General features: G+C 69.8%; 19 protein-coding genes and 1 pseudogene. 8 read left to right on the top strand and 12 right to left on the bottom strand.

Annotation, left to right across the window (positions count from 1 at the left end):
* Window positions 1-44: 44 nt before the first annotated feature.
* Window positions 45-644: a TetR/AcrR family transcriptional regulator gene (locus tag Pka01_RS02895; protein ID WP_239114689.1), complete on the bottom strand. Its 600-nt coding sequence runs from the start codon at window positions 642-644 to the stop codon at window positions 45-47.
* Window positions 645-774: 130 nt separating this feature from the next.
* Here Pka01_RS02895 and Pka01_RS02890 point away from each other — a divergent pair, with 130 nt between their 5' ends.
* Window positions 775-1977 (top strand): MFS transporter, encoded by a 1203-nt coding sequence (locus Pka01_RS02890; RefSeq protein WP_203880979.1) that lies wholly within the window; start codon window positions 775-777, stop codon window positions 1975-1977.
* Window positions 1978-2006: 29 nt separating this feature from the next.
* Here Pka01_RS02890 and Pka01_RS02885 read toward each other — a convergent pair whose 3' ends face one another.
* A complete protein-coding gene (locus Pka01_RS02885; protein ID WP_203880978.1) occupies window positions 2007-2900 on the bottom strand; it encodes a diacylglycerol/lipid kinase family protein in 894 nt (297 codons plus the stop codon).
* Between the two features lie 136 nt (window positions 2901-3036).
* On the opposite strand from Pka01_RS02885, the gene Pka01_RS02880 reads away from it, so the two are divergent.
* Complete coding sequence (locus Pka01_RS02880) at window positions 3037-3759, top strand: phosphatase PAP2 family protein (RefSeq protein ID WP_239114688.1); 723 nt, start codon at window positions 3037-3039, stop codon at window positions 3757-3759.
* Entirely contained in the window at window positions 3756-4496 is a 741-nt protein-coding gene (locus Pka01_RS02875) for a phosphatase PAP2 family protein (RefSeq protein WP_203880977.1), read from the top strand. Before Pka01_RS02880 ends, Pka01_RS02875 begins: the two co-directional genes overlap by 4 nt.
* On the opposite strand, the gene Pka01_RS02870 is transcribed toward Pka01_RS02875, so the two are convergent.
* Window positions 4421-5467, bottom strand: a complete 1047-nt coding sequence (locus Pka01_RS02870) for a LacI family DNA-binding transcriptional regulator (RefSeq protein ID WP_239114687.1) — start codon at window positions 5465-5467, stop codon at window positions 4421-4423. The genes Pka01_RS02875 and Pka01_RS02870 overlap by 76 nt on opposite strands.
* Window positions 5468-5728: 261 nt before the next feature.
* On the opposite strand from Pka01_RS02870, the gene Pka01_RS02865 reads away from it, so the two are divergent.
* A complete protein-coding gene (locus tag Pka01_RS02865) occupies window positions 5729-8587 on the top strand; it encodes a discoidin domain-containing protein (RefSeq protein ID WP_203880976.1) in 2859 nt (952 codons plus the stop codon).
* On the opposite strand, the pseudogene Pka01_RS02860 reads toward Pka01_RS02865, so the two are convergent.
* From Pka01_RS02860 to Pka01_RS02840, 6 genes and pseudogenes are all read right to left on the bottom strand, one after another.
* A pseudogene (locus tag Pka01_RS02860) lies at window positions 8584-8922 on the bottom strand (NAD-dependent epimerase/dehydratase family protein); the annotation flags it as partial. The gene Pka01_RS02865 and the pseudogene Pka01_RS02860 overlap by 4 nt on opposite strands.
* On the bottom strand, window positions 8891-9277 hold the full coding sequence (locus tag Pka01_RS41495) for an NAD-dependent epimerase/dehydratase family protein (protein WP_373318091.1): 387 nt from the start codon (window positions 9275-9277) through the stop codon (window positions 8891-8893). The gene Pka01_RS41495 and the pseudogene Pka01_RS02860, both read right to left, overlap by 32 nt.
* A gap of 19 nt (window positions 9278-9296) precedes the next feature.
* Window positions 9297-11246 (bottom strand): glycoside hydrolase family 127 protein, encoded by a 1950-nt coding sequence (locus Pka01_RS02855; RefSeq protein ID WP_239114685.1) that lies wholly within the window; start codon window positions 11244-11246, stop codon window positions 9297-9299.
* A gap of 38 nt (window positions 11247-11284) precedes the next feature.
* Window positions 11285-12091: a carbohydrate ABC transporter permease gene (locus tag Pka01_RS02850; RefSeq protein ID WP_203880974.1), complete on the bottom strand. Its 807-nt coding sequence runs from the start codon at window positions 12089-12091 to the stop codon at window positions 11285-11287.
* Window positions 12088-13005 (bottom strand): carbohydrate ABC transporter permease, encoded by a 918-nt coding sequence (locus tag Pka01_RS02845; RefSeq protein WP_203880973.1) that lies wholly within the window; start codon window positions 13003-13005, stop codon window positions 12088-12090. Before Pka01_RS02845 ends, Pka01_RS02850 begins: the two co-directional genes overlap by 4 nt.
* Window positions 13002-14279: an ABC transporter substrate-binding protein gene (locus Pka01_RS02840; RefSeq protein WP_203880972.1), complete on the bottom strand. Its 1278-nt coding sequence runs from the start codon at window positions 14277-14279 to the stop codon at window positions 13002-13004. Before Pka01_RS02840 ends, Pka01_RS02845 begins: the two co-directional genes overlap by 4 nt.
* Before the next feature lie 267 nt (window positions 14280-14546).
* On the opposite strand from Pka01_RS02840, the gene Pka01_RS02835 reads away from it, so the two are divergent.
* On the top strand, window positions 14547-15572 hold the full coding sequence (locus tag Pka01_RS02835) for a LacI family DNA-binding transcriptional regulator (protein WP_203880971.1): 1026 nt from the start codon (window positions 14547-14549) through the stop codon (window positions 15570-15572).
* Between the two features lie 135 nt (window positions 15573-15707).
* Here Pka01_RS02835 and Pka01_RS02830 read toward each other — a convergent pair whose 3' ends face one another.
* Genes Pka01_RS02830 through Pka01_RS02820 form a run of 3 tightly spaced genes read right to left on the bottom strand, consistent with a single transcriptional unit; the run spans window position 15708 to window position 18867 of the window.
* Window positions 15708-16601 (bottom strand): carbohydrate ABC transporter permease, encoded by an 894-nt coding sequence (locus tag Pka01_RS02830; RefSeq protein ID WP_203880970.1) that lies wholly within the window; start codon window positions 16599-16601, stop codon window positions 15708-15710.
* A 2-nt stretch (window positions 16602-16603) separates the two neighbouring features.
* Window positions 16604-17530, bottom strand: a complete 927-nt coding sequence (locus tag Pka01_RS02825) for a carbohydrate ABC transporter permease (RefSeq protein ID WP_373318090.1) — start codon at window positions 17528-17530, stop codon at window positions 16604-16606.
* Complete coding sequence (locus Pka01_RS02820; protein WP_239114684.1) at window positions 17527-18867, bottom strand: extracellular solute-binding protein; 1341 nt, start codon at window positions 18865-18867, stop codon at window positions 17527-17529. The genes Pka01_RS02825 and Pka01_RS02820 overlap by 4 nt, the downstream gene beginning before the upstream one ends.
* A 359-nt stretch (window positions 18868-19226) precedes the next feature.
* Between Pka01_RS02820 and Pka01_RS02815 the strand changes: the two genes are divergently transcribed.
* From Pka01_RS02815 to Pka01_RS02805, 3 genes are all read left to right on the top strand, one after another.
* Window positions 19227-21770, top strand: a complete 2544-nt coding sequence (locus tag Pka01_RS02815) for a glycoside hydrolase family 3 N-terminal domain-containing protein (protein WP_203880969.1) — start codon at window positions 19227-19229, stop codon at window positions 21768-21770.
* On the top strand, window positions 21754-22794 hold the full coding sequence (locus Pka01_RS02810) for a LacI family DNA-binding transcriptional regulator (protein ID WP_203880968.1): 1041 nt from the start codon (window positions 21754-21756) through the stop codon (window positions 22792-22794). Before Pka01_RS02815 ends, Pka01_RS02810 begins: the two co-directional genes overlap by 17 nt.
* Before the next feature lie 258 nt (window positions 22795-23052).
* Window positions 23053-23919, top strand: coding sequence for a class I SAM-dependent methyltransferase (locus Pka01_RS02805; RefSeq protein ID WP_239114683.1), 867 nt, complete (start codon window positions 23053-23055; stop codon window positions 23917-23919).
* The last annotated feature ends 1 nt before the right edge of the window (window position 23920 follow it).

Raw genomic sequence — 23920 nt, 5'->3', positions numbered from 1 at the left:
GCTCACAACGGCACGGTCACAGCGGCACAGTCACAGCGGCACGGTCACAGCGGCACGGTCAGTTGAGCCTGGACGTGGGCCCTGACGACCTCGGCCATGTCCGTCGCGGAGTCGTCGAGCAGCCACTGGACCTGCAGGCCGTCCATGAGGGCGACGAGCTGGCGCCCCGCCGTACGAGGATCGATGCCGGGCCGCAGGACCCCCTCGTCGTGAGCCCGCGTGTAGGCCACCTCGAAGGACGCCACCGACGTGCGGTAACGGTCGACGAAGTAGTCGTGGGCCGGATGCGTGGCCGACGTCGCCTCGGCGGACAGCACGGCGAACAACTCGACGATGCCCCGGCGCGTGGCGTTCAGCGCGACGAGGCCGACCAGCCGGCGCAGCGCCTCCAGGCCGGTGGCCTCGTCGGCGGCCAGCCATCGGCCGTCCGCCTCGTCGCGGTGCCTGAGCACAGCGAGCAGCAGCGACTCCTTGGTCGGGAAGTGGTGCAGCAGGCCGGGATGGGAGATGCCACAGCGGGCCGCGATCTCGCGCAGGGAGGCGCCGCGGTAACCGACCTCGCCGAACGACGCCATGGCGCGGTCGATGATCTCGCGTCGCTTCGCACGGCCCTTCTCGTAGCCGTGCCCAGTCCCGGCGGTCACCGTCTCCGTCTCTTTCCAGCGGATGCCCAAGGCAGATACCCAAGGCGGATACCTACCACTTGGTCGGTATTGAGCATAATGTGTCGTGGGGCGGCCGATGTGGGCCGATCGGACACCCGGGGGTCTCCCGTTGGCACGCTATGACCAGCGCACCGTCAGGCGGGCCCGGTATGCGGTGGCCGTCGTGTTCTGCGTCCACGGCGCGGTGACCGGCTCCTTCGCGACCCGGGTTCCGTGGATCCAGGAACACGCCGGGCTCAGCGCGGGTCAACTCGGTGTCGCGCTGGCCTTCCCGGCGATCGGCGCCGCCCTGTCGATGCCCCTCGCGGCCCGGTTGAGCCACCGTTTCGGCGCCCGTCCGGCGCAGCGCGCCCTGCTCGTCATGTGGACGCTGGCCCTGATCCCGCCGTCGCTTGCGCCCGGCCTGCTGACGTTGTGCCTGGCGTTGTTCGTCTTCGGCGCGTCGGCGGGGATGTGCGACGTGGTGATGAACGCGCTGGGCCTCGACGTCGAAAGCCGGCTCGACAAGTCGATCATGTCCGGGCTGCACGGAATGTGGAGCGTCGGCGCGTTGATCGGCTCCGCGATGGGCACGCTCGCGGCCCACCTCGAGGTGAACGCCCAGATCCACCACGCCGTTGCCGCCGTGATCCTCATGACGATCGGCCTCGTCGCCTGCCGGTTCGTCCTCGACCTGCGTCCCGAACAGGACGAGGAACCGCCTCCGCGGTTCACGCTTCCGCCCAGGTCGGCCCTGCTCATCGGTGCGGTCGCGTTCTGTGCCACCTTCGGCGAGGGCGCGAGCCTGGACTGGTCGGCGGTGTACCTGCGCGACGTCCTGACGGCCTCGGCGGGCATGGCGGCGGCGACGACCACCGGATTCACGCTCACCATGGCCGTGGCCAGGATCGCCGGCGACGCCCTGGTGGACCGGTTCGGGTCGGTGCGCACCGTGCGGGCCAGCGGTGTGATCGCCGCGGCCGGCGGCCTGCTGGTGATGGCGGCTCCGCATCCGCTGGTGGCGATGGCCGGCTTCGCGCTGCTGGGCGTGGGCATCGCGGTCGTCGTACCGCTGGCGTTCGCCGCCGCGGGACGCAGGGGGCCCAACCCCAGTCAGGCGATCGCGGGCGTCGCCACCGTCACCTACACCTCAGGCCTCATCGCGCCGTTCGCCATCGGGACGATCGCCGACGCCACCAGCCTGGTGGTGTCGTTCGGCGTGGTGACGGCGCTCGCGGCCGGGCTCGCCGTGTTCGCCGGCGTTCTCCGCACGGGTGATCGGCGGGCCGCCGGCGTGGCCAGGAGCGAGGCGGCCCCCGAGCCCACGCCCTGAGCGACGAGGCCGCCATCCGCGCCTTCGCCTCAGGAGCCGTCGCCCGGCTGAGGAAGGCAGACGGTCAGCGCACCCGGTACGGCCTCGGCCTCGATCCGAGTGGTGGCCTCGCGCTCGCCGCCGTCGAGTTCGTACAGCAGCGGGGAACCGAACCGGGCGGAGACCGTCCTGGCGCGGGTGATCCGGACGAACCGTGACTCCTCGGAGCGTCCTGTGGCCATCTTCCCGAGCACCCGGGCCCACTGCACCGGGCCCTTGGCCGTGGAGACGCCCACCTCGAGCCGGCCGTCGTCGGGCCGGGCGTCGTCGAACGCCTCGATGCCGCCGGCGATCGTGCCCACGTTGCCCAGCAGCAGGCAACTGGCGTCCCCGTCGAACCAGGTCACCCCATCGATCTTGATCTTCATCGGCACGAGCGGGCCGCCGACATGCCGGACGGCCGCCCTCATGTAACTCAGCCGTCCGAGCCGCTTCTTGGCCTTCCCACCGGCGTCGGCGACCATCTCGGCCTCGAATCCGGCACCGGCCATCACCGCGAAGTGCTCGCCGTTCAGCATCCCGAGGTCCAGCTTCTCCCGGCGGCCGTGGAAGCCGATGCGCACCGCCTCCTCGAGGTCGGCGGGGATGCCGAGGTTGCCCGCGAACAGGTTCGCGGTCCCCGCGGGAAGGATCGCCATCGGCACGCCGGAGGCTGCCATCGCGTCGGCGCACCGCTGCACCATGCCGTCGCCGCCCCAGACGAACACCAGGCCGGCGCCGCGCTTGAGCGCGTCACGGACCTTCTTGCGCGCCTTCCTGCTCTTGGGCACCTCGTACCAGAGCAGGTCGCCGACGTCCTGCTCGCTGAGCAGCACGCGCAGCCTGTCCAGACCGGCGCCGAGAGTCTTCTTGCGGTGGGCGACGACCGCCACGGTGGGGGACATGCCTTCCGGCTACCCTCGGCGACGGTTTTCAAAATGATCGCCATCGACGGCGCGGAACAGGAGTCAGCGCCTCCGGTCGGGGTAGCCGTGAGCGGATGCGGATCAAGGACGACCCCCGATCGTGAAGGAGCCGGCGGTGACACATCCGTGGTTCAAGGCGTACGCCGACCGCGACCGCGGTCTGGGCCTGCGGCTGACGGTCGCCGGCCTCGCCGTGGCGCTCGCCATGGTGCCCTTCACCGCGTTGCTCGTCATCGCCAAGATGCCGGTCAACCGGCTGGACGCGGAGGTGGCCGAGGACCTGCACGAGTACGCGCTCGCCCATCCCGGGGTGACCAGGCTGCTCGTCGTGTGGACGGACCTGTTCGGGCCGTGGCCGTGGCGCGTCGCGGTCGCCGCGTTCGCCGTCTGGCTGCTGCGCCGGGGTGCGCCCAGGCTGGCGGTCTGGGCGCTCACCACCGTGACCGTGGGCGGCCTGCTCGGCCTCGCACTCAAGGTCGTCGTCGCCCGGGCCAGGCCGAGCCTGCCGGACCCCGTCGCGCTTGCACCGGGTGAGTCGTTCCCGTCGGGCCACGCCGTCAACGTGACGCTGGGCGCGGGGGTCATCGTCCTGCTCGTCCTGCCCATGCTGCCTCCGTGGGGGCGGCGCGTCGCCTGGGCCCTCGCGAGCTTCGTGGTCCTGTCGGTCGGCTACACCAGGATCGCCCTCGGCGTGCACTGGGTGAGCGACGTGGTCGCCGGGACCGTGCTCGGCGCAGCGGTGGTCGCCGCGACCGCGGCGGCGTTCGAGACGTGGCGGCGAGACCACGGCCACAGGCCGGCCGCACCGCTGACCGAGGGAATGGAGCCGAGCCGGTGAAGACGCCCACAGCCATGACCCAGCACGTGAAGTACTACGCGTCAGCGATCGTCGTACCGCTGCTCGCGCTGGCCGCGGTGACCTACGGCGTGGGCGAGCTGATCCTCAGGTGGCCGACCGGTGAGGCGGCCGTGAACAGGGCACTGGCCGCCGACCGCACCTCGTTGTTGAACACGCTCACGGACTACGGCACCAGCCTGTCGGACATGCCGTACATAGTGCCGCTCACCGCGGTGGCCGTGATCGTGTTCAGGCTCGTCTACCGGCGCTGGCGCGAATCTGCCTTCCTCATCGCGTCCGTCTGGGGTCAGTCGCTCGTCTTCCTCGCCACCACCGAGCTCATCGGCCGGCACCGGCCGCCGGTGCAGCACCTCGACCCCGCTCCGCCCACCTCCAGCTTCCCTTCCGGCCACGTCAGCGCCGCCGTCGGGTTCTACTGCGGGATCGCGCTCATTCTGACCTCGCACATCCGTGACAGAGCGGCACGGGTGGTGATCTGGGTGCTCGCCGTCGCGGTCCCGCTCAACGTCGGCTTCTCCCGCCTGTACCGGGGCATGCACTTCCCCACCGACGTCGCGTGGGGCCTGCTGCTCGGCGTCTGCTGTGTCACGGTCGCCGCGCGCGCGATCCTGTACCGGCGCGCGGAACCGCGCCCGCGGCCTCAGGCACGTACGGCGGCCGACGGGCGGCGCGGCGAGGGGCCGGTCGACTCGCGGACGACCAGCCGGCCCGGGTGACGGATGACGCCGGTGGTGCGGTGCCCGTCGAGGGCCGCGGACAGGTGCTCCACCGCGACGGCGCCCAGTTGCTCCAGGTTCAGATCGATGGTGGTCAGCGGCGGCCGGCAGTCGGCCGCGAGCGTCTCCCAGTTGTCGTAGCCCACCACCGCGACGTCGTCGGGGACGTGCCGCCCGAGGTTCGTCAGCGCCTCGCAGACGCCGTCGGCGATCTGGTCGTTGCCACAGAAGATCGCGTCGACGTCGGGGTCGGCGGTGACCAGCATGTGCGCCGCGTGCCGGCCCCAGCGGCGCGACCATTCGCCGTGGAGGGGCTCCCCGCCGGCCAGGTCCAGCCCGGAGTCGTGCAGCACCTGGCGCAGAGCGGCCGCCCGGTCGCGTGCGGCGCGGTACAGCACCGGGCCCGTGATGTGCCCGACGTGCCGCCGCTGCAGGGATATGAGGTGCTCGGCGGCGAGGCGGGCTCCGCCCTCGTCGTCGGCGAGGATCGACAGGTCTCCGGGGTCGCCGGATTCTCCGTACACGTAGACCACGGGCACCGGGATGTCGCGGGTCAGGGACGGGCGCAGGTCGTTGCTCTCGCCGAGGATGATGAACCCGTCGACCTGACGGGCGACCAGCGTGCGGATGTAGTGCTGCCGGCGGATGGAGTCACCGCGGGCGTCGCAGAGCACCACCGACATCTCCTCGTTGCCCAGGGCGTTCTCGACGCCCAGCAGTACCGGCATGGAGAACCGGCCGCCGAGTTCGTCGGTGAGCAGCCCGATCGTGCGGGTGCGGCCGGAGATCAGCCCGCGGGCGAGCGGGTTGGGATGGAAGGCCAGCTCCGCGGCGGCGTGGCGGACGCGTGCCCGGGTCGCGTCGGCGACCTCGGGTTTCCCGTTGAGCGCCTTGGAGGCCGTGGAGACGGAGACCCCGGCCAGTTTGGCCACGTCGGCGAGGGTCACCGTTTCTGAGCGACGTCGGCCCACCGAAAACCTTTCGCAAGCGTTTCGCGATGCCGACAAAGTCGGTTATGGCGCGTTTCCAGAGCTTATGTGGAAGATCTCTTTGACACAACACTTTGCCGCCGGGCTCTGGTTATTGAAATTCAACGTTGCCGAAAACCTTTTCGGAGTCGATCGTGAACGGAAGTGACGCATCCCGGGCGCGTCGGCACGAATCGCATCTCTCGATACACCGCACCCCCCGCCAGCCCCACCGCCAGTTCACCCCCCGAAGAAGGTGACACAATGCTGGTGCACGCCCGCTCCAGATCGAGAACATTGGTCATCCTGGCCACGCTCTGCCTCGTCGCCGCCGCGATCGTGGCCCCAGGACCGCAGGCGTCCGCGGCCCAGACCATCGGATACCCGACCTTCACCGGGCCCGCCGTGCCCGCGCCTCCGGTCGCCTACAACACCGGCAACATGATGCAGGCCATCTACGACTCCGAGAGTTCGGGCACGAACTTCTGGATCGACCGGCTGCTCAGCCGCTCCGGCAGCGATCCTTCCGACGCCGACGGCGGCATCCTGATGACCCGCGGCCGCGCGCTGTTCATGAAGACCCACAACCCCGGGACGCTCGGCTTCGCCGGCAACGTGGCCTACATCGAGAGCATCAGCAACCAGAGCGCGTTCACCGTGGCCATCACGCCGGGCACCTTCACCGAGCAGGTATCCCAGCGCTGGCAGGCGCCCAGCTACTTCAAGAGCGTGCACACGAGCGGCTCGGTCCGCGTCGAGCAGACCAAGTTCATCACCCAGAACAACGTCGCCGTGGCGAACCTCTCGATCACCAACTCGGGCAGCGCGGCGACCACTCTGCAGTTGCGGGCCACCTCGCCGTACGCGACCTCCGGCAGCGGCAACGAGCTGACCGGCAGCCGCAACTCCTTCAACAACCTCACGACCATCTCGACGCGCCTTTCCGGTGACGGCTTCACCGTCAGCAGCGGCGGCCTCAACCGCTCGGTGACCGTCGGCGCCGGCGCCACCGTCACCGCCAAGGTCGTGATGGGCTTCAGCACCAACGAGATCCCCGAGTCGCTGACCGAGTACAACGCGTACAAGGGCTACAGCAACGCCACCGCGTTCGCCACGCACGTACGGGCGTACAACCTGTGGTGGGCGCAGAACATCCCGTACTTCGACTCGCCCGAGCCGGCCATCAAGAAGAACTACTACTACCGATGGTGGCTGATGAGGTTCAACAACCTCGACGCCAACCTGCCCGGCCAGACCTACCAGTTCCCCACCTCGGTCGAGGGCGCGCTCGGGTACAACAACGCCATCGCGCTCACCCAGCCGATGCACATCGACGACCTGAAGTACCTGCGCACCCCGCTCTACGCGTACGGCGACTGGCTGTCGGTCGGCCAGATCTCCAAGGGCGGCAGGTTCCTCGACAACCCCGGCGACCCGGCCAACTGGTCGAACAGCTACACGCAGTACATCGGGGAGGCGGCCTGGCGCAGCTACCAGATCCACGGCGGCCAGCCCGCGATCGCGGCCAGCCTCGCCAAGTACGCGGAAGGCGACGCGAAGGGCCAGCTCAGCTTCTACGACCACGACAACAACGGCCTGATCGAGTACGACTGGGGCGCGCTGACCGGCAACGACGCCGACGCCGTCTCGTTCCACTGGCGCAGCGGCAACCTCGACCGCACCGAGTCGGCGTACGTCTACAGCGGGGCGATGGCGGCCGCTCAGGCGTACGACGCGATCGGAAACACCACCAAGGCGGCCGAGATGCGCACGCTCGCCACCCGCGTGCAGAACGCGGTGGTCAACGTGCTGTGGAACCCGACCGCCCGGGTGCCGCAGCACCGCCACGTCGCCACCAACGCGCTCGACCCGTGGAAGGAGATCAACAACTTCTATCCGTACTCAGTGGGGCTGATGCCCAACACGGCGACGTACCGCGAGGCGCTGCGCCTGTTCACCGACCCGGCCGAGTACCCGCTCTTCCCCTTCTACACGGCCAACCAGAAGGACAAGGCGGCCGCAGCGGCCGCGGGCAGCCCGGGCAGCAACAACTTCTCCACGATCAACTCGACCGTGCAGTTCCGGCTCTTCTCGTCGGCCCTGCGCAACTACCCCAGCTCCTACATCACCGCCACCGACTACAAGAAGCTCCTGTACTGGAACACCTGGGCCCAGTACGTCGGGGGCAACACCCAGTGGCCGGACGCCAACGAGTTCTGGGCCAACTGGAACGGCTCGTCCATCACCTACCGCTCGTGGATCCACCACAACATCCTCGGCAGCAGCAACTGGACGCTGATCGAGGACGTCGCCGGGCTGCGGCCCCGCAACGACAACAGGGTGGAGCTGTCGCCGATCAACATCGGATGGGCCAACTTCGCGGTCAACAACATCAGGTACCGCAACGCCGACCTGTCCATCGTCTGGGACGACCCGGCCGACGGCGTGGTCAAGTACCCCGGAGTGCCCCAGGGCTACTCCATCTACATCAACGGCACGCGGGCCGCGACGCTGAACCAGCTCGTGCCCTTCGTGTGGAACCCCGACACCGGCGCGGTCACCTTCAGCGGCACCACAGGGACGGTCGCCTACAGCACGGCGATATCCGGGCTCCGGTCGCCGCAGCAGGTCGTCCAGTCCGACGCGCGCGTCGTCGACGAGCTCGCCAAGGCCGGAGTCGACCTCACCGCCAACCTGACCAACCTCGCCCAGGGCGCGACCGTGTCGGCCTCCTACACCGCCGGCGGGACCGGCACCGGCGGAGCGGTCGACGGGTACCCCGTCAACGAGCCCTATTGGGGTGCGGGCGGCTCGCCCAACGCCCAGGACTGGTACGAGGTGAACTTCGGCAGTGCCAAGACCCTCGACGAGGTCAGGCTCTACTTCAAGGACAGCCGTCCGGCCAGCGGCACCTACCGGCCGCCGTCCGCCTACCAGATCCAGTACCTCAGCGGCAGCACGTGGACCAACGCCGCGTCCCAGGTCAAGACGCCGAGCACGCCGCAGGGCAACTACAACGTGGTCCGGTTCACCCCGGTCACCGCCCAGCGGGTGCGGGTGTTGATGACCAACGCGTCCGGCGCGAAGTCGGGGCTGACCGAAATCAAGATCTACGACCGCTAGCGGTCGGATGTCGGCGGCGGAGGAGGGCCCCCTCCTCCGCCGCTCCCCGGGCCGGGCGGAGGCGAACTCCGCCTCGACGCGCCGGCCCGTCGCCTGCCGATGACCTCGGCCAGTGTGAGGATGCCGGTCTCGACGCCGGTGCCGATGTTCCACACCCCCGCCTGGGGAAGGTCCGCCGCCGCCAGGAAGGCCGCGGCCACGTCGGCGACGTGGACGTAGTCGCGTGTCTGGGTGCCGTCGCCGTAGATGACGGGCCGCTCGCCGCGCAGGACCTTGCCGCAGAAGACGGCGACCACTCCCGCCTCATCGGCCGGGTCCTGGCGCGGGCCGTAGACGTTGCCAGGCGCAACACGGAGTGAGTGGTGCCGTGGAGGCGGTTGGACAGGGCGATGTACTGTCGGCCGCCGGGCCGGCGACCGAGGCCCGGACGTCTATCTGCGCCGCCAGATGGCAGATGAGCCGGGGCCGGACCCGGGCGACGACCGCCGCCAGCGCGTCGGGGTCGGTGACGGAGACCCGGTGGAGCGCGCGGCATGTCGGCCGGGCGGGACCCGATTCCGGATGGGCTGCGCCCGGGGCGGGGCTCAAGGCGAAACCCGGCCCCGGGCGCCGAACCGGTCGATCCGCGAACCGTGCACGACGGGCTGCGCAAGTGACCCGTCGTCGTGGCTCACGGAGCCGGTCGCTCAATGTCGCGACGGCTCGCGTCTCACGCCGTCGCGACCTCCGCGGGGATCCAGACGCGCATGGTCGAGGGCCCCCTGTTCGCCCAGTCGTGGTACGGCGTGAGCGGCACCTCGGCCGAGGCGGCGAGGCGGGGGAGGGCGTCCGCGGCGTCGGCCGTGTACGGAAGGTCCCACGCGGCCTCGTCGATCGAGGAGAGACGGACGTGCACGCCGTCCCGATCCGAGCGGGGCGGCTTCGACACGTCGACGACCGCCGCCTCCGTACTCCAGCCCGGGGGCAGGTCGACCGACTCCAGGGCGTAGACGACGGGGCCGCGCTCAACCGCGACGCAGCCCCTGACCGCGTCGACGCGGGGATGCGGGAAGACGAACCGTGCCTCGATCGGCACCTCCAGCGTGATCGTGTCTCCCGGGGCGAACGCCCTGGTGACCGAGAAGACACCCGGCGCGGCCGCTTCGGCCGTCCCGTTCACCGTCACGGTCGCGCCCTCGGCCCACTCGGGGACGCGCAACGAGACCGTCCACGGAGTGCCCGGGGACTCGCGGATCGTGATCCTGATCGTGCCCTCGTGGGGGTACTCGGTCTCCATGTCGAGGCTGACCCGCCGGCCGTCCGCGAGGACCGTGTCGACCGACGCGCCGCCGTACTGGTGGATCTGCACGCCCTCGTCGTCCTTGGTCGCCCAGAGGGCGCCGAGGCTCGCCAGCGTCCTGGCCAGGTTGGTGGGGCAGCACGACGACTCGAACCACGCCTCGCGCCGGCTGCTCGCCCCCCTCAGGCACAGGCCGTCGTCGTTGACCGGCGCGGGAACGCTCACCGACCGCTGGTGGAGTGTGTTGGCGTAGAAGAAGGACCGGCCGTCGCGTGCCGGGGACGCCGCGAGGACGTTGTACAGGGTGCGCTCGATCAGGTCGGCGTACCGGCTCTTCCCCGTGGCCAGGAGAAGCCGCCAGCTGAACATGATGGAGGCGACGCCCGCGCACGTCTCGCAGTAGGAGCGGTCGGGCGGCAGGACGTAGTCGAGGCCGAACGCCTCGTCGTTGTGGTGAGATCCCATCCCGCCCGTGACGTAGCTGCGGGTCGCGACGGTGTTGGCCCACTGGGTCTCGAGAGTGCGCAGCAGTTCGGCGTCGCCGGTCTCCACGGCGACGTCCGTGGCCCCCGCCGACAGGTAGAGGGCTCGCACCACGTGGCCGCGCAGCACGGTGGCCTCGCGCACCGGAACGTCGTCCTGCGCGTAGGCGCTGCCGTACTCGATGCGGGGGAGCGTTCCAGTGCCGCGCCTTTCGATGAACAGCGCCGCCTGGTCCAGGTAGCGGCGTTCGCCGGTGAGCCGGTAGAGCTCGACCAGGCCGAGCTCGATCTCGGCGTGGCCGCACACCGTGCGCAGCCCGTTCTCCCCGAACATCACGCAGACGTGGTCGGCGAGCGCCCTCGCCACCTGCAGGTATCTGGCGTTGGCACCCGCACGGGAACTGGCGACCGCCGACTGGAGCAGGTGCCCGAAACAGTAGAGCTCGTGCCCCCAGGAGATGTCCGAGTACCTGGGGCGCTGCCAGGCCCGGCCGAACAACGTGTGCAGGTAGCCGTCGGCGTCCTGCGCCTCCGCCAGCCGGTCGACGAGCCCGTCCAGCGCGGCGTCGAGGTCGGCGTCGAGGTCGGCGGACGGGCCGCTTCGCGCCCGGTCCCAGGCGACCGCCTCGATGATCTTGTAGACCTCGGAGTCGGCGAACTGCATGCCCCGATGCTCGTACGGCCGGCCGGCCGCGGCGTTGTCGAAGTTCCCCGTCCAGCCCGCACGCTCCAGCCAGTGGAGTGCGTGCGGAATGATCGCGTCGTGGTTGAGCTCCTGGCGCTCCCCCCAGAATCCTCCGGCGAGACGTGACTCATCAAGACCGAGCGGGGCGAACACCCCGCCGCGCGGAACGACGGGGGCGACAGCGGAGGTGTGTCTTTCGACGATGCCAGTCACATTTGTCCTTTTCAGAGTTCTCATGCGAAGTGAAGCCGCTAGCCGCGCAGCGCGCCTGACATGAATCCGCGCACGTAGTAGCGCTGAAGCACGATGAACAGGAGCAGACAGGGAATGGCCATGACCATGACCCCGGCTTCGAGCATCCCGTAGTCGATCGCCCCGAACGTGCGCTGCGTCATGCTCCACACGGCGACCGGGAGCGGGAAGCTGGCCCCGTCGTTGAGCAGGATCAAGGGGGCGAGGAAGTCGTTCCACGAAGCGAGGAAGGCGAACAGCCCGACCGTGACCAGACCGGGCCGGACCGCGGGCAGCAGGATCAGGGTGAACGCGCGGAACGTGCCGCACCCGTCGACCAGCGCCGACTCATCCAACTCCCGCGGCACCGCCTCGAACGAGTTGCGCATCATGTAGAGCGCGAACGGCAGTTGGAACATGACGAAGACGAGGCTGAGCCCGACCAGGGAGTTCTGCAGGCCGATCTTGCCGAGCAGCACGTAGAGCGGGATCAGGATCGTCGCGTACGGAACCATGAGGATCGCGAGCGTCGCCAGGAACAGCAGGTTCTTTCCCGGGAAGGCGAACCTGGCGAACGCGTAGCCGCCCAGCGCCGAGACCACCAGCGTCCCGGCGACCGTCATCGCGGACACCAGCAGGCTGTTGGTGAGATAGGCGGTCAGGCCCTCGCCGAACTGGGCCATCCTCGAGTAGTTGCCGAAGCCGTACCCGCTGGTCTGCCCGCTGCCCGGCTGCCCCTTCATGGACGACCACCCGCTCCAGACCAGCGGGAACAGGAACAGCACGGCCAGCGCCGACGTGGCGGAGTACGAGCCGGTGCGCCTCATTTGTCGCCTCCCCTGAGGACACGCAACTGCAGGGCGTTCAGCGCGACCAGCGCGGCCAGCAGCACGACGGACAGCGCCGCGGCTCCGCCGAGGTCGAAGCGGAAGAACGCGTTGCGGTAGATGACCATGACCATCGACACCGTGCTGTTGTCGGGGCCGCCGTTGGTGAAGATGAAGAACTGGTCGAAGGCCAGCAGCGAGCCCGTGATGCTCAGGATCAGCATCAGCGCGATCGTGGGCCGCAGCAGAGGCAGAGTGATCTTGGTGAAGGTCTGCCACCTGGTCGCGCCGTCGGTCCTGGCGGCCTCGTAGACCTGGATCGGGATCGCCTGCAGGCCGGTGAGCAGGATCAGCATGTTGAACCCGGCGAAGCGCCAAAGGACCAGCCCGATGGTGGAGAACAGCGCCATGTTCGGCGTGCCGATCCATTTCACGTCCATGAAGCCGAGCGGCCCGAAGTCGGGGTTGAGCATGCCGTAGAACAGCAGGGAGGCCGCCGCGAATCCGACCGCGCCGGGGAGGAAGAAGGCCGTGCGGAAGAAGGCGACCCCCGGCCGGCGGTTCTGCACGAGCAGCGCCAGGCCGAGCGCGACCGCCGACAGCAGGACCGTGATGATCACGGTGTATTTCAGCGTGAACCACACCGAGTCCACGAACAACGGGTCGTCGGAGATCTTGGTGTAGTTGTCGGGGACGTTGAGCCTCGGCTGGCCCAGCAGCGGCCACTTGTTCAGCGACATCCAGACGACGAGCGCGAGCGGGGCGAGGAACAGCACCGAGACGATGACGGCGGTCGGAGCCGCGTAGAGCCACCCGACGTAGCCGCGGGAGCCGGGACGGCCACGGGCGTGGGCCGCGCGGACCGTGACCTCGCCGAGGTCACGGCCCGCGCGGGGCGAGGCGAGACGTGTCATGACTGAGTGAGCGACTTGTCGACGGCGGTGTTGAGTTCGGCCAGCTTGGCGGGGTCGCCGAAGACCGCCTCCCGGGCGAAGCGCAGCCACGGACCCTGGGGGTCGTTGAAGGTCTGGCCGAAGCGCAGGGCGAACGGCGTCTGCCCCTTGGCGACCAGGGAGTTGATCAGGACGACCCTGGGGTCGGCCTCGGAGTACTTGTTACTGGCGAGGTCGGTCCTGGCCAGCACGTCCTTGTTCTTGGCGAGGACCTCGACCTGGGCCTCGTCGCCGACCGTCCAGGACAGGAAGTCCCAGGCCGCGTCCGCGTTCTTGGTGGTGGCGGAGATGCCGATCGAGTCGCCGCCCACGAACGTGGACTGGCCGCCGTCGGGCCCGGCGATCGGGGCGACGCCGATCTTCATGTCGGCCGGCATGGAGCCGAGCGTGGTGGACGGCATGGGCATCACGCCGATCTCCCCCTTGGGGAAGAAGCCGGTCCAGGTCGCCCCCTGCTCCTCCTTCGTGGTCGGCCCGCTGATGCCCTTGGCGTACAGGTCCTTGTAGATCTGGAAGACGTCGGTCATCGGCGACTGGTTCACCAGCGACTTGGTGCCCTGCTCGTTCATGACCTGGCCGCCGGCCGCCCAGACCGAGGGCCAGAAGGTGAAGACGTAGCAGCCGCCGCAGTTGCCGCCGAAGAAGGTGCCGTGGACCTTGCCGTCCTTGCCGAGCTTCTCCTGGACCGTGGTCGCCTGGGCGGCGAACTCCTTGAGGGTGGTCGGGCCCTTCTCCGGGTCGAGTCCGGCCTTCTCGTAGAGATCCTTGTTCCAGAACCACACCGACAGGTCGAGGGTGTGCGGAAGGGTGTACATCCGGTTCTCGTACGTCCCGAGCCGCATGTGCGAGGCGGCGAGCGAGTCCTTGAAGGGCAGTTTCGCGACCCGGTCGGTGATGTCCAGGTACAGCCCCTGCGACGTGTAGTTGGGCACGAAGATCACGTCGGCGGCGAAGATGTCGGGAAGCTGCCCGGCGCCGGCCGCGGCGGCGATGCGCGGCTGGTAGTTGTCGATCGGGATCACGGTCAGCTTGACCTGGTTCTTGTGGGTCTTGTTGTAGGCGTCCACGAGCCGCTGGCTCTGCGCCTGTGTGGCCGCCCGGGTCCACATCGTGATCGTCGTTCCGCTGTCGGGGGCGCCGGACGCACCGCCCTCGGCCGTCTCGCCGCCGCCGCATGCGGCGAGTGCTGTCACCAAGAGCCCAGCGGCTATCGCCGCCGAAAACCTTTTTGCCATGTCCTGCTCCTTGCACTACTGGGGGGTCGCCGTCCGCCACGACGGCCGATGCCCGGTGATCACGCCCCAACCAAGCAACTGCTTGCGATCGCACCGGTGTGAAGCAAAATAAAAGGTTTTCGGAAACGTAAACGTCATCTGATGCGCTGTCAATGGGCGCGGCGGGGCCGCTGGTTGCCGTGATGTCGCAACCACCGTTATGGTCTGCGTGAACGGTTGATCGAGCTCTCTGGCGACAGTGATGTTCCCGAGGAAAAGGTTTTCACAATGCCTCCTGAGCGACCACGCGCGGTCACGATCAACGACGTCGCCGCCCTGGCCGGGGTCTCGATCGCGACCGCGTCAAAGGCGCTCAACGGGCGGGGCCAGGTGCGGGCGGAGACCCGGGACCGGGTGTTCGCCGCCGCCCGCGAGCTGTCCTTCCAGCCCAACCCGCTGGCCCGCAGCCTGGTGACCGGTCAGACCCGCACGGTGGGGTTGCTGACGAGCGACAGCGTGGGCCGTTTCGGCATCCCCGTCATGCTCGGCGCCGAGGACGCGTTCGGCTCGGGCGAGACCGCGGTGCTGCTGTGCGACGCCCGGGGCGACGCCTTCCGCGAGCAGCACTACCTGCGCACGCTGCTCGCCCGGCGGGTGGACGGGCTGATCGTCGTGGGGGAGAGCACCGACCCGCGGCCGTCCATCAGCCGCGACCTGCCCATCCCCGTCGTCTACGCCTACGCGCCGTCCGACCACCCGGAGGACGTGTCGTTCGTCCCCGACGACGTGGCCGGCTCGGGCGACGCCGTACGGCACCTGATCGCGCTGGGACGCCGGAGGATCGCCCACGTCACGGGCCCGACGCACTACACCGCCGCACGAGAGCGCGCGGAGGGGGCGCTGGCCGCGCTGCAGACGGCCGGGCTTCCGCTGTCCGGTGACCGCGTCGTCTACGGAGCCTGGTCACAACGCTGGGGACGGCACGCGGCCGAGATCGTGCTCAACGCCGACCCCGAGGTGGACGCCGTCTTCTGCGGCAGCGACCAGATCGCGGCGGGGCTGATCGAGGCGGCGCGGGAACGGGGGCGGCGGGTGCCCGATGACATCGCGGTGGTCGGCTACGACAACTGGGAGGTGTTGTCGGAGGAGACGCGGCCGCCGCTGACCACCATGGACATGAACCTCGAACTGCTCGGCCGTACGGCGGCGCAGCACCTGTTCGCCGCCATCGAGGGACGGGCCACCAGCGGGATCCACCGCATGCCGTGCCGTCTGGTCATCAGGGACTCGGCCGCCCCGCCGACGATCCGCTGACCGGCCACGGGGCCGTCCACAGGACCGTCCACGGGGCCGTCCGCGCCGTCGGCGCGGCCCGCCGGGCTCGCGCCTCGGCCGAGGGGTGGACCGGCGGACGTCACCGCCTCGGTCCACCCCCCGAGCCGCAATGGGTCACTTCCCGAACCCGGCGGTCAGGCCGCTGAGGAGCTGACGCCGGCCCACCACGTAGAGGATCAGGATGGGCAGCGTGGTGAGGACGACGGAGGCCAGCACCGCCGGCACGTTCACGCTGTACTGCCCCTGGAAGCTCCACAGGGCGAGCGGCAGGGTGCGCTTGTCCGGGCTCTGCGTGAGGATGAGCGGCAGCAGGAACCCGTTCCAGATCTGCAGCGCGTTGTAGATCGTCACCGTCACCACGGCCGGCCGGGTCAGCGGGAACGTCAGACGCCAGAGCGTCTTCCACTCGCTCGCGCCGTCCAGCCGCATCGACTCGAACAATTCCTTGGGGACGTCGCGGATGAAGTTGGACAGCACCAGCACCGACAGCGGGATCGCGAAGGCGATCGACGGCAGGATCAGCCCCAGCAGAGAGTCGTACAGGTGCAGCCTGATGATGATCAGGTAGACCGGGATGATGGTCGCCTGCAGCGGAATGGCCAGCCCCATGAGGAACAGCGAGTTGACCCCGCGCAGGAAGCGACGGGCGCTGCCCCGGACGATGGCGTAGGCCGCCATGAACGAGACCACGACCGCCGGGACGACCGCGCCGATGGTGACGATGAGGCTGTTGACGAAGTACAGCGGGAAGTCCGACTCGATGACCATCCGGTAGTTGGCCAGGGTCGGCTCGGACGGCGGCGCCAGCGGGTTGGTCGCGTAGTAGCTGCTCTGCGCCTTGAAGCTGGTGATCACGATCCAGTAGATCGGGATGATCACCACGGCCAGCCACAGCCATCCGGCGATTCCGCCCAGCCAGTTGCGGCTCTCCGAGCCCGCCCGCGATGGGCGCCGGTGCGTTCCCGACGCGGACGTCCGGTCGCGTCCCGTCGTCTGGGTCACGTCCATGTTCACGCCCCTTCCATCTGGCTGGCCTGGGGGTCACGGCCGCCGAGCCGGCGCAGCAGGAGCGCCAGGGCGAGGCCCACGAGGACGAGGATGACGGCGATCGCGCTGGCCGGACCCATGAGGTTGGCCTGGAAGCCGCGCTTGTACATGTCCAGGGCGAGCACCCGGGTGGCGTCAGCTGGACCGCCCGCGGTCAGCACGAAGATCAGATCGAAGAAGGTGAGCGATCCGACGACCATGAGCGTGGAGGAGGTGATGATCGTGTACTTGAGCTGCGGCAGCGTGATGCTGAAGAACTTGCGCACCCGCCCCGCGCCGTCCAGCTCCGCGGCCTCGTACATGCTCCGTGGAATCTGCCGCACTCCGCCCTGGTAGATCAGCGAGTGGAACGGGATGAACTGCCAGGACACCACGAAGATCACGACGCTGAAGGCGAGGACGGGCCTGCCGAGCCAGTCCTGCACCAGCAGGTCGATGTGCAGCCCCGCGCCGAGCCCGAAGTTCGGATCGAGCAGCGCCTTGTACGCGATGGCGATGGCCGCCTGGCTGAGCAGCAGCGGGATGAAGAACAGCACCGCGAGGACCGCGCGGTAACGCTGGCGCCCGGCCAGGAACACGCCGATCAGGAGGCTGAGCGGCGTCTGGAACGCCCAGGACGCGAGCATCACCAGGAGGGTGATCCACAGCGCGTGCGGCAGCCCGGGGTCACTGAGCACGGCCTGCCAGCTTGTGAGCCCCGACAGGTTGATCTCGCCGAGCCCGTCCCAGGACGTGAAGCTGAGGAACAGCACGCCGATGAGCGGGATCACTCCGAAGCCCACGAAGATCACCAGGGCCGGCACGGCCAGCCACGGCAGGACGCCGCCACGCCCCTCACGCGTGGCGGCGGGCGGCGTCCCCTTCCGAGCTGTGGGCGCGAATGCGCTCACTGGCCGATGACCGCGTTCATGTTGTCCACCCACTGCTGCGGCGAGATCGACAGCTGGAACAGCTTGGAGATGTTGTCCAGCAGCACCTCGGCCGCGGTCGGGCTGAGCGCCTGGTCCCAGGACTGGGCGAACACCTTGGCGTTGCTCGCGATGCCGTAGACGAAGTTCAGGAAGTCGGCGTCCTTGGAGCCGGCCCACGCCGAGTCGGCGCCCTTGAGGATCGGCACGCCGCCCGTCTCGACCCACTCCTTCGCTTCCTGGTCGGTGAGGACGCCCTGGGCGAAGAACTTCTTGGCGATCTCCTTCTGCTCGGGGGTCGCCTTGGAGGAGATCGACAGGTACTGGCCGGGGTTGCCGACGGTGTTGGTGGGGTCGCCCTTGCCGCCGTCGACCCCCGGGAAGTTCGTGTAGCCGAGGTGGCCGCCCGGGACGAAGTCGCCGCCGTCCTGGGACATGCCGCCGTACGTCCACGTGCCGTGCAGCATCATCGCGGCCTTACCGGTGTACAGCAGGGCCTGGTCGGCGTTGGAGTCGGCGGTGATCGAGGAGAAGCCCTTGATGAACCCGTTCGCCTTGACGAGCTCCTGCACCTTGGTGAGCATGTCGAGGACGGCGGGGTTGGACCAGGCGCCCTTCTCGCCGTCGAACACTGCCTGGAACACCTCGGTGCCGCCGATGCGGTCGAGGAGGAACTCCAGCCACATCATGTTCGTCCAGCGGGACTGGCCGCCGAGGGAGAACGGCGCGATGCCGGCCTTGTTGAACTTGGGGACCAGGTCCATGATGTCGCCCCACGACTGGGGCGGCTCGGCGCCGATCTTCTCGAAGGCCGTCTTGTTGTGGAACAGGACGATGGGCTGCACCGTCTCACACGGCATCGCGTAGATCTTGCCGTCGATCGTCGCGGCGCCGAACGAGGAGGGGAACAGGCGGTCCTTCACCGCGGCGTTCTGGTCGAAGAACGAGGTGAGGTCCTCGACCTGACCGGCCTGCACGTATGAGCGCAGCGTACCGCCGCCCCAGCCCCAGATGATCGTGGGCGCCTGGCCGGCTCCGATCGCCGTCTTGATCTTGGTCTTGTACGCGTCGTTCTGGAAGGGGGTTCCCTTGATCTGGCCACTGGGGTTGGCCTTGTTGAACCGCTCGACGGCTCTGGTGCGCACGCCCTCCTGTGGCTGGACCGACAGGTACCAGTAGCTGGCGCCGGCGCCACCGCCGCTGGCGCCTCCACCCGGCTTGGCCGGGCCCGAGGTGCCGCAGGCCGCGAGCGCGGCCCCGAGGGGCAGGCCCATGCTGAGGCCGAGGAAGGTGCGGCGAGATGTGTTCCTGGAATCCACGCTGATCTCCGTACTCGAATGCCGGGGGCTGGCCGCGGCTCGTTGATCATCGAATGCGTCGGCCGGCGGTCATGGATCAGCACCCCCCGATGCCGCTCTTCATTTCCTCCTTGAGCAACCTTCTCGAAACATTTGCGACATGACCGCGCGGGTCGTCAATTTAGATTTCGGTAGATGGTGTGTCAATACCTCTGACTAGCCGGCTCGAACTGGGTTCGGTGAGGCGCGTGTGGGGTACGCTCGCACGGGCGTCACGCTGGTCAGTCGGTGTCAAGGAGGATCCGCCCCAGATTCGCTTCCCGGCGCCGAAATGTTGCGAGAACTTGCGACACCAACCCCCCTTTGAAGGAGAGCGGCACATGACGGCTCTAGACCGGACCCCCACGTCGGAGCAGGTTCTGCGTGCATGGCAGGACCCGGCGCTTTCCGTGGCCGACCGGGTCGATGCCCTCCTTGCGGAGATGACCCTGGAGGAGAAGGTCGGGCAGCTCGGCAGCCGGTGGATCGGCAACGACATGCAGGCCGGCGATGCCGAGCCCGATGCTGTGTCGGGTGCCGATGCGGGTGCTGTCAGGGGTGCGGACGGCGCCGGCCATGGATCCGGCGGAGCGGATGCAGACGAGGCGGATGACGCGGACGACGCGGCGACGCTGAACGTCGCGCCGATGCAGGATGTGTTCGCGGCGTCCGGGACGATCCCGATCGAGGAGGCGGCACGGTACGGGCTCGGTCATCTGACCCGCGTCTTCGGAAGCGGCCCGGTGACCCCGGCGGAAGGCGCCGCGGAGGTCGTCCGGCTGCAGCGGGCGGTCATCGAGCGGTCCCGGCTCGGCATCCCGGCCCTCGTCCATGAGGAGTGCCTCACCGGATTCACGACCTACGGCGCGACCGTCTACCCGGCGGCCATCGCGTGGGGCGCGACGTTCGACCCCGATCTGGTGGAGCGCATGTCCGCCGCCATCGGGCGCGACATGCGCGCCGTGGGCGTACACCAGGGGTTGTCGCCTCTGCTCGACGTCGTCCGCGACTACCGCTGGGGGAGGGTCGAGGAGACGATCGGCGAGGACCCCCATCTCGTCGCGATGCTCGGCGCCGCCTACGTCCGCGGCCTGGAGAGCACGGGGATCATCGCCACCCTCAAGCACTTCGCCGGCTACTCCGCGTCCCGGGCGGCGCGCAACCACGGACCCGTCCCGATGGGACGCCGCGAGCTCATGGACATGATCCTGCCCCCGTTCGAGGCCGCCGTCGCCCTCGGCGGCGCCCGATCGGTGATGTGCTCCTACTCCGACGTCGACGGCGTCCCCGCCGGGGCCGACCCGTGGCTGCTGACCGAGGTGCTGCGCGACGAGTGGGGATTCACCGGGACCGTCGTGTCCGACTACTGGGCCGTCCCGTTCCTCGCGTCGATGCACGGGGTCGCCGCGGACACCGACGACGCCGGCGTTCAGGCGCTCACCGCGGGCGTCGACGTCGAACTCCCCGACACCCTCGGCTTCGGGCAACATCTGGTCGAGAGGGTGCGCAGGGGAGAGGTTCCGGAGTCCCTGGTCGACCGTGCGGCTCGCCGCCTGCTCACCCAGAAGGTGCAGCTCGGGCTGCTCGACGAGGACTGGACGCCCGAGGGGTCGGTGGCCGCGGCCGCCGCGACGGATCTGGACTCGCCGTCCAACCGCGCCCTCGCCCTCGAGATGGCCGAGCGCTCCATCGTCCTGCTCGACGCCGGCACCGCGCTGCCCCTGCTCGGAGAGGGGCGTCCTGCGCCGCGTCGCGTGGCCGTGGTCGGACCGTCCGCGGCGGACCCGCGCACCTTCATGGGGTGCTACGCCTTCCCCAACCACGTCCTGCCCCGCCACCCCGGCCTCGGTCTCGGCATCGCCGCGCCCACCGTGCTCGACGCGCTGCGGGCCGAACTGCCGGACGCCGAGATCGTCCACGAGCGGGGCTGCGACGTTCAGAGCGCGGACCGCTCGGGCTTCGCCGCGGCCACGGCCGCGGCCCGCGACGCGGACCTGTGCGTCGCCGTCGTGGGCGACCTCGCCGGCCTGTTCGGGCACGGTACCTCGGGCGAGGGCTGCGACGCCGAGGACCTCAGGCTGCCCGGTGTGCAGGCGGACCTGCTGGCCGAGCTCGCCGCGACGGGCACACCGGTCGTCGTGGTCGTCGTCTCCGGCCGGCCGTACGCCCTGGGCGACGTGCACGCCGGAGCAGCCGCGCTCGTTCAGGCGTTCATGCCCGGTGAGGAGGGAGCGGCGGCGATCGCCGGCGTCCTTTCCGGCCGTGTCCAGCCGGGCGGCAAGCTGCCGGTGCGGATCCCCCGCAGGCCCGGGGGGCAGCCGGGCACCTACCTGCAGCCGCCGCTGGGTGACGACAGCCACGGCATCAGCAACGTCGACCCGACCCCGCTGTTCCCGTTCGGGTACGGCACCTCGTACACCACCTTCGAGGTCGACGGGCTCCGCATCGACGGCACGGAGGTCCCCACCGACGGCGAGTTCACCGTGTCGGTCCGCGTCACCAACACGGGCGGCCGAGCGGGTGACGAGGTCGTCCAGCTGTACCTGCGCGACGTCGTCGCCCAGGTCACCCGGCCGGTGAAGCAGCTGACGGGGTTCAAGCGAGTTCGTCTCGAGCCCGGTGCGAGCGCGGAGGTGCGGTTCCAGGTGCATGCCGACCGGACCGCGTTCACCGGTCGTGACCTGCGGCGGATCGTCGAGCCAGGAGACATCGAGGTGCTCGTCGGCACCTCGGCGGCCGACCTCCCCAGCCGCGGCGGCGTCCGGCTGACCGGGCCGTTGCGGGTCGTCGGGCACGACAGGCGGCTCGTCACACCGGTGGATGTGGTTCCGGCGTCCGACACAGCCGCCGGGCAGCAGGAGGGAAGAGATGCCGGTCAATCCTAGGCGCGCCACTCTGGCCACCGTCGCGGCCTCGGCCGGGGTGTCCGTCGCGACGGTCTCCAAGGTGCTCAACGGCCGCAGCGACGTCGCGCCGACGACGCGCTCACTGGTGCAGTCGCTGCTGCTGCAGCACGACTACGTCGCCCCGCCGCCGCGGCGGGGCGACGCGACCGCGGCGGACACGATCGAGGTCGAGTTCGACACCGACATCAACGCGTACTCCACCGAGATCATCCAGGGCGCCGTCGACGCCGGGGCCGAGGTCGGCGTCGGCATCGTCGTGAGCATCCGGAGGGGCGCGGACCGGACCACCGTGTGGGCCCGCGACCTGGTCTCCGCCGGGCGGAGGGCGGTGATCGCCGTCACCGCGGAGATGACCGCCAGGCAGTTGGCCGCGCTGTCGCGGGTCAACCTGCCGCTGGTGGTGATCGACCCGCTCAACCTGCCGCGCACCGACGTGACCAGCGTCGGGTCGACCAACTTCGCCGGCGGCCTCGCGGCGACCCAGCACCTGCTCTCCCTCGGCCACCGCCGCATCGCCTACATCGGCGGCCCGGCGACCGCGGCCTGCAACCAGGCGCGCATGCACGGCTACCGGGCCGCCATGGAGGGCGCCGGGGTGCCCATGGGCCCCGGCTACGTGCGGGAGGGGCACTTCCTCTACAACGACGGCGTCGAGCTGGGCGCGGAGCTGCTCGACCTGCCGGCGGCCCCCACGGCGATATTCGCGTGCAGCGACGAGACCGCCCTCGGAGTCATGGAGGCCGCCCGGGCGCGGGGTCTGCGCATCCCCGATGACCTGAGCATCGTGGGTTTCGACGACACCCAGGTCGCCCGGATGAGCTCGCCGCCGCTGACCACCGTCCGCCAGCCCCTGCGGGAGATGGGCGGCGTCGCCGTCCGTACGGCGCTGCGCCTGGCGGCGGGCGAGAAGATCGACTCCCATCACGTCGAACTGGCCACCGAGCTGATCGTGCGGGGGTCGGCCGCTCCCGTCACGAGCGCCGCCGCGCCGACCGCCTCATGAGATCCGCCCTACTTCCCGCGACGTAGTCCCGCCGGGGACCGCCGCCGGCGAAGTAGGCGCAACCGCCTCCTCACGTCCGATGACGGTGGCCGGCGGACAGGCCACTATCGAGGTTGTGGATCCGTCCGCACGCCGGGCGGCGCTTACGAGACCTCGCGGAAAGGCCCGGATGTTCATGAAGTTCAACGAGGAGTTCGCGCGGCGGGAAACGTGCCGCGGCCACGTCCAGGCCGGGAGGCCCCAGGAGGTGATGTCCAGGTGAGTGGCGCGAACATCGTCAACACCGAGCAGGCCGAAGCGTGGAACGGCTACGAAGGTGCGCACTGGGCGGAGAACCGGGACCGCTACGACGCCATGAACAGCGGCTTCAACGAACCGCTTCTTGCCGCGGCGTCGATCGGCGAAGAAGACCACGTGCTCGACATCGGATGCGGCAACGGGCAGGTCACCAGGCTTGCCGCTCGCCGGGCGCCCCGGGGACGGGCCGTCGGCGTCGACCTGTCGGCCCCGATGCTGGAGCAGGCACGTGCCGCCGCGGCGGCGGAGACGATCGCCAATGTCGCCTTCGAACGGGGCGACGCCCAGGTCCACCCTTTCCCACGCGGTGCGTTCGACGTCGCGGTCAGCCGGTTCGGGGTCATGTTCTTCGCCGACCCGGTCGTCGCGTTCACCAACATCGGGGACGCGCTGCGTCCAGGCGGACGCCTGGCCTTCATGTGCTTGCGGGACGCCGACGGCGACTTCGCGCGGGTGCTCCGCCCGCTCTACGCGTTGCTCGGCGGGCACACTCCCGACGACGACGGGGCGGGCGGCCGGCGGCAGGGGCCGGGCTCATTCGCCGACCCCGGCCGGATCCACGAGGTGCTGGGCGCCGCAGGCTTCACCGACGTGACGCACGAAGCCGTGACAGCGCCCATGATCTTCGGCTGGGACGCGGCCGACGCGGCCCGGTTCATCTTCGCCATGGGACCGATGCGCTACAACCTCCGCGACGCCGATCCTCGAGCCGTCGACCGGGCGCGCGAGGAGGTCACCGTGAATTTCGAACCGTACGAGGGACCCGGCGGCGCCCGACTGGACTGCAGCCATTGGCTGGTCAGCGCGTCCCGCCCCCGAGGTTTCTAGA

The organism is Planotetraspora kaengkrachanensis (assembly GCF_016862895.1).
Classification (GTDB): Bacteria; Actinomycetota; Actinomycetes; order Streptosporangiales; family Streptosporangiaceae; genus Planotetraspora; species Planotetraspora kaengkrachanensis.
The sequence above is the reverse complement of the archived record's forward strand: the minus strand, read 5'-3'. Positions and strand labels throughout refer to the sequence as shown.

Bases quoted from the DNA above. Each gene is read 5' to 3' on its own strand.
- Pka01_RS02885 (WP_203880978.1), bottom strand. From the start codon at position 2,900: ATGTCCCCCACCGTGGCGGTCGTCGCCCACCGCAAGAAGACTCTCGGC.
- Pka01_RS02865 (WP_203880976.1), top strand. From the start codon at position 5,729: ATGCTGGTGCACGCCCGCTCCAGATCGAGAACATTGGTCATCCTGGCC.
- Pka01_RS02850 (WP_203880974.1), bottom strand. From the start codon at position 12,091: ATGAGGCGCACCGGCTCGTACTCCGCCACGTCGGCGCTGGCCGTGCTG.
- Pka01_RS02845 (WP_203880973.1), bottom strand. From the start codon at position 13,005: ATGACACGTCTCGCCTCGCCCCGCGCGGGCCGTGACCTCGGCGAGGTC.
- Pka01_RS02840 (WP_203880972.1), bottom strand. From the start codon at position 14,279: ATGGCAAAAAGGTTTTCGGCGGCGATAGCCGCTGGGCTCTTGGTGACA.
- Pka01_RS02835 (WP_203880971.1), top strand. From the start codon at position 14,547: ATGCCTCCTGAGCGACCACGCGCGGTCACGATCAACGACGTCGCCGCC.
- Pka01_RS02830 (WP_203880970.1), bottom strand. From the start codon at position 16,601: ATGGACGTGACCCAGACGACGGGACGCGACCGGACGTCCGCGTCGGGA.
- Pka01_RS02815 (WP_203880969.1), top strand. From the start codon at position 19,227: ATGACGGCTCTAGACCGGACCCCCACGTCGGAGCAGGTTCTGCGTGCA.
- Pka01_RS02810 (WP_203880968.1), top strand. From the start codon at position 21,754: ATGCCGGTCAATCCTAGGCGCGCCACTCTGGCCACCGTCGCGGCCTCG.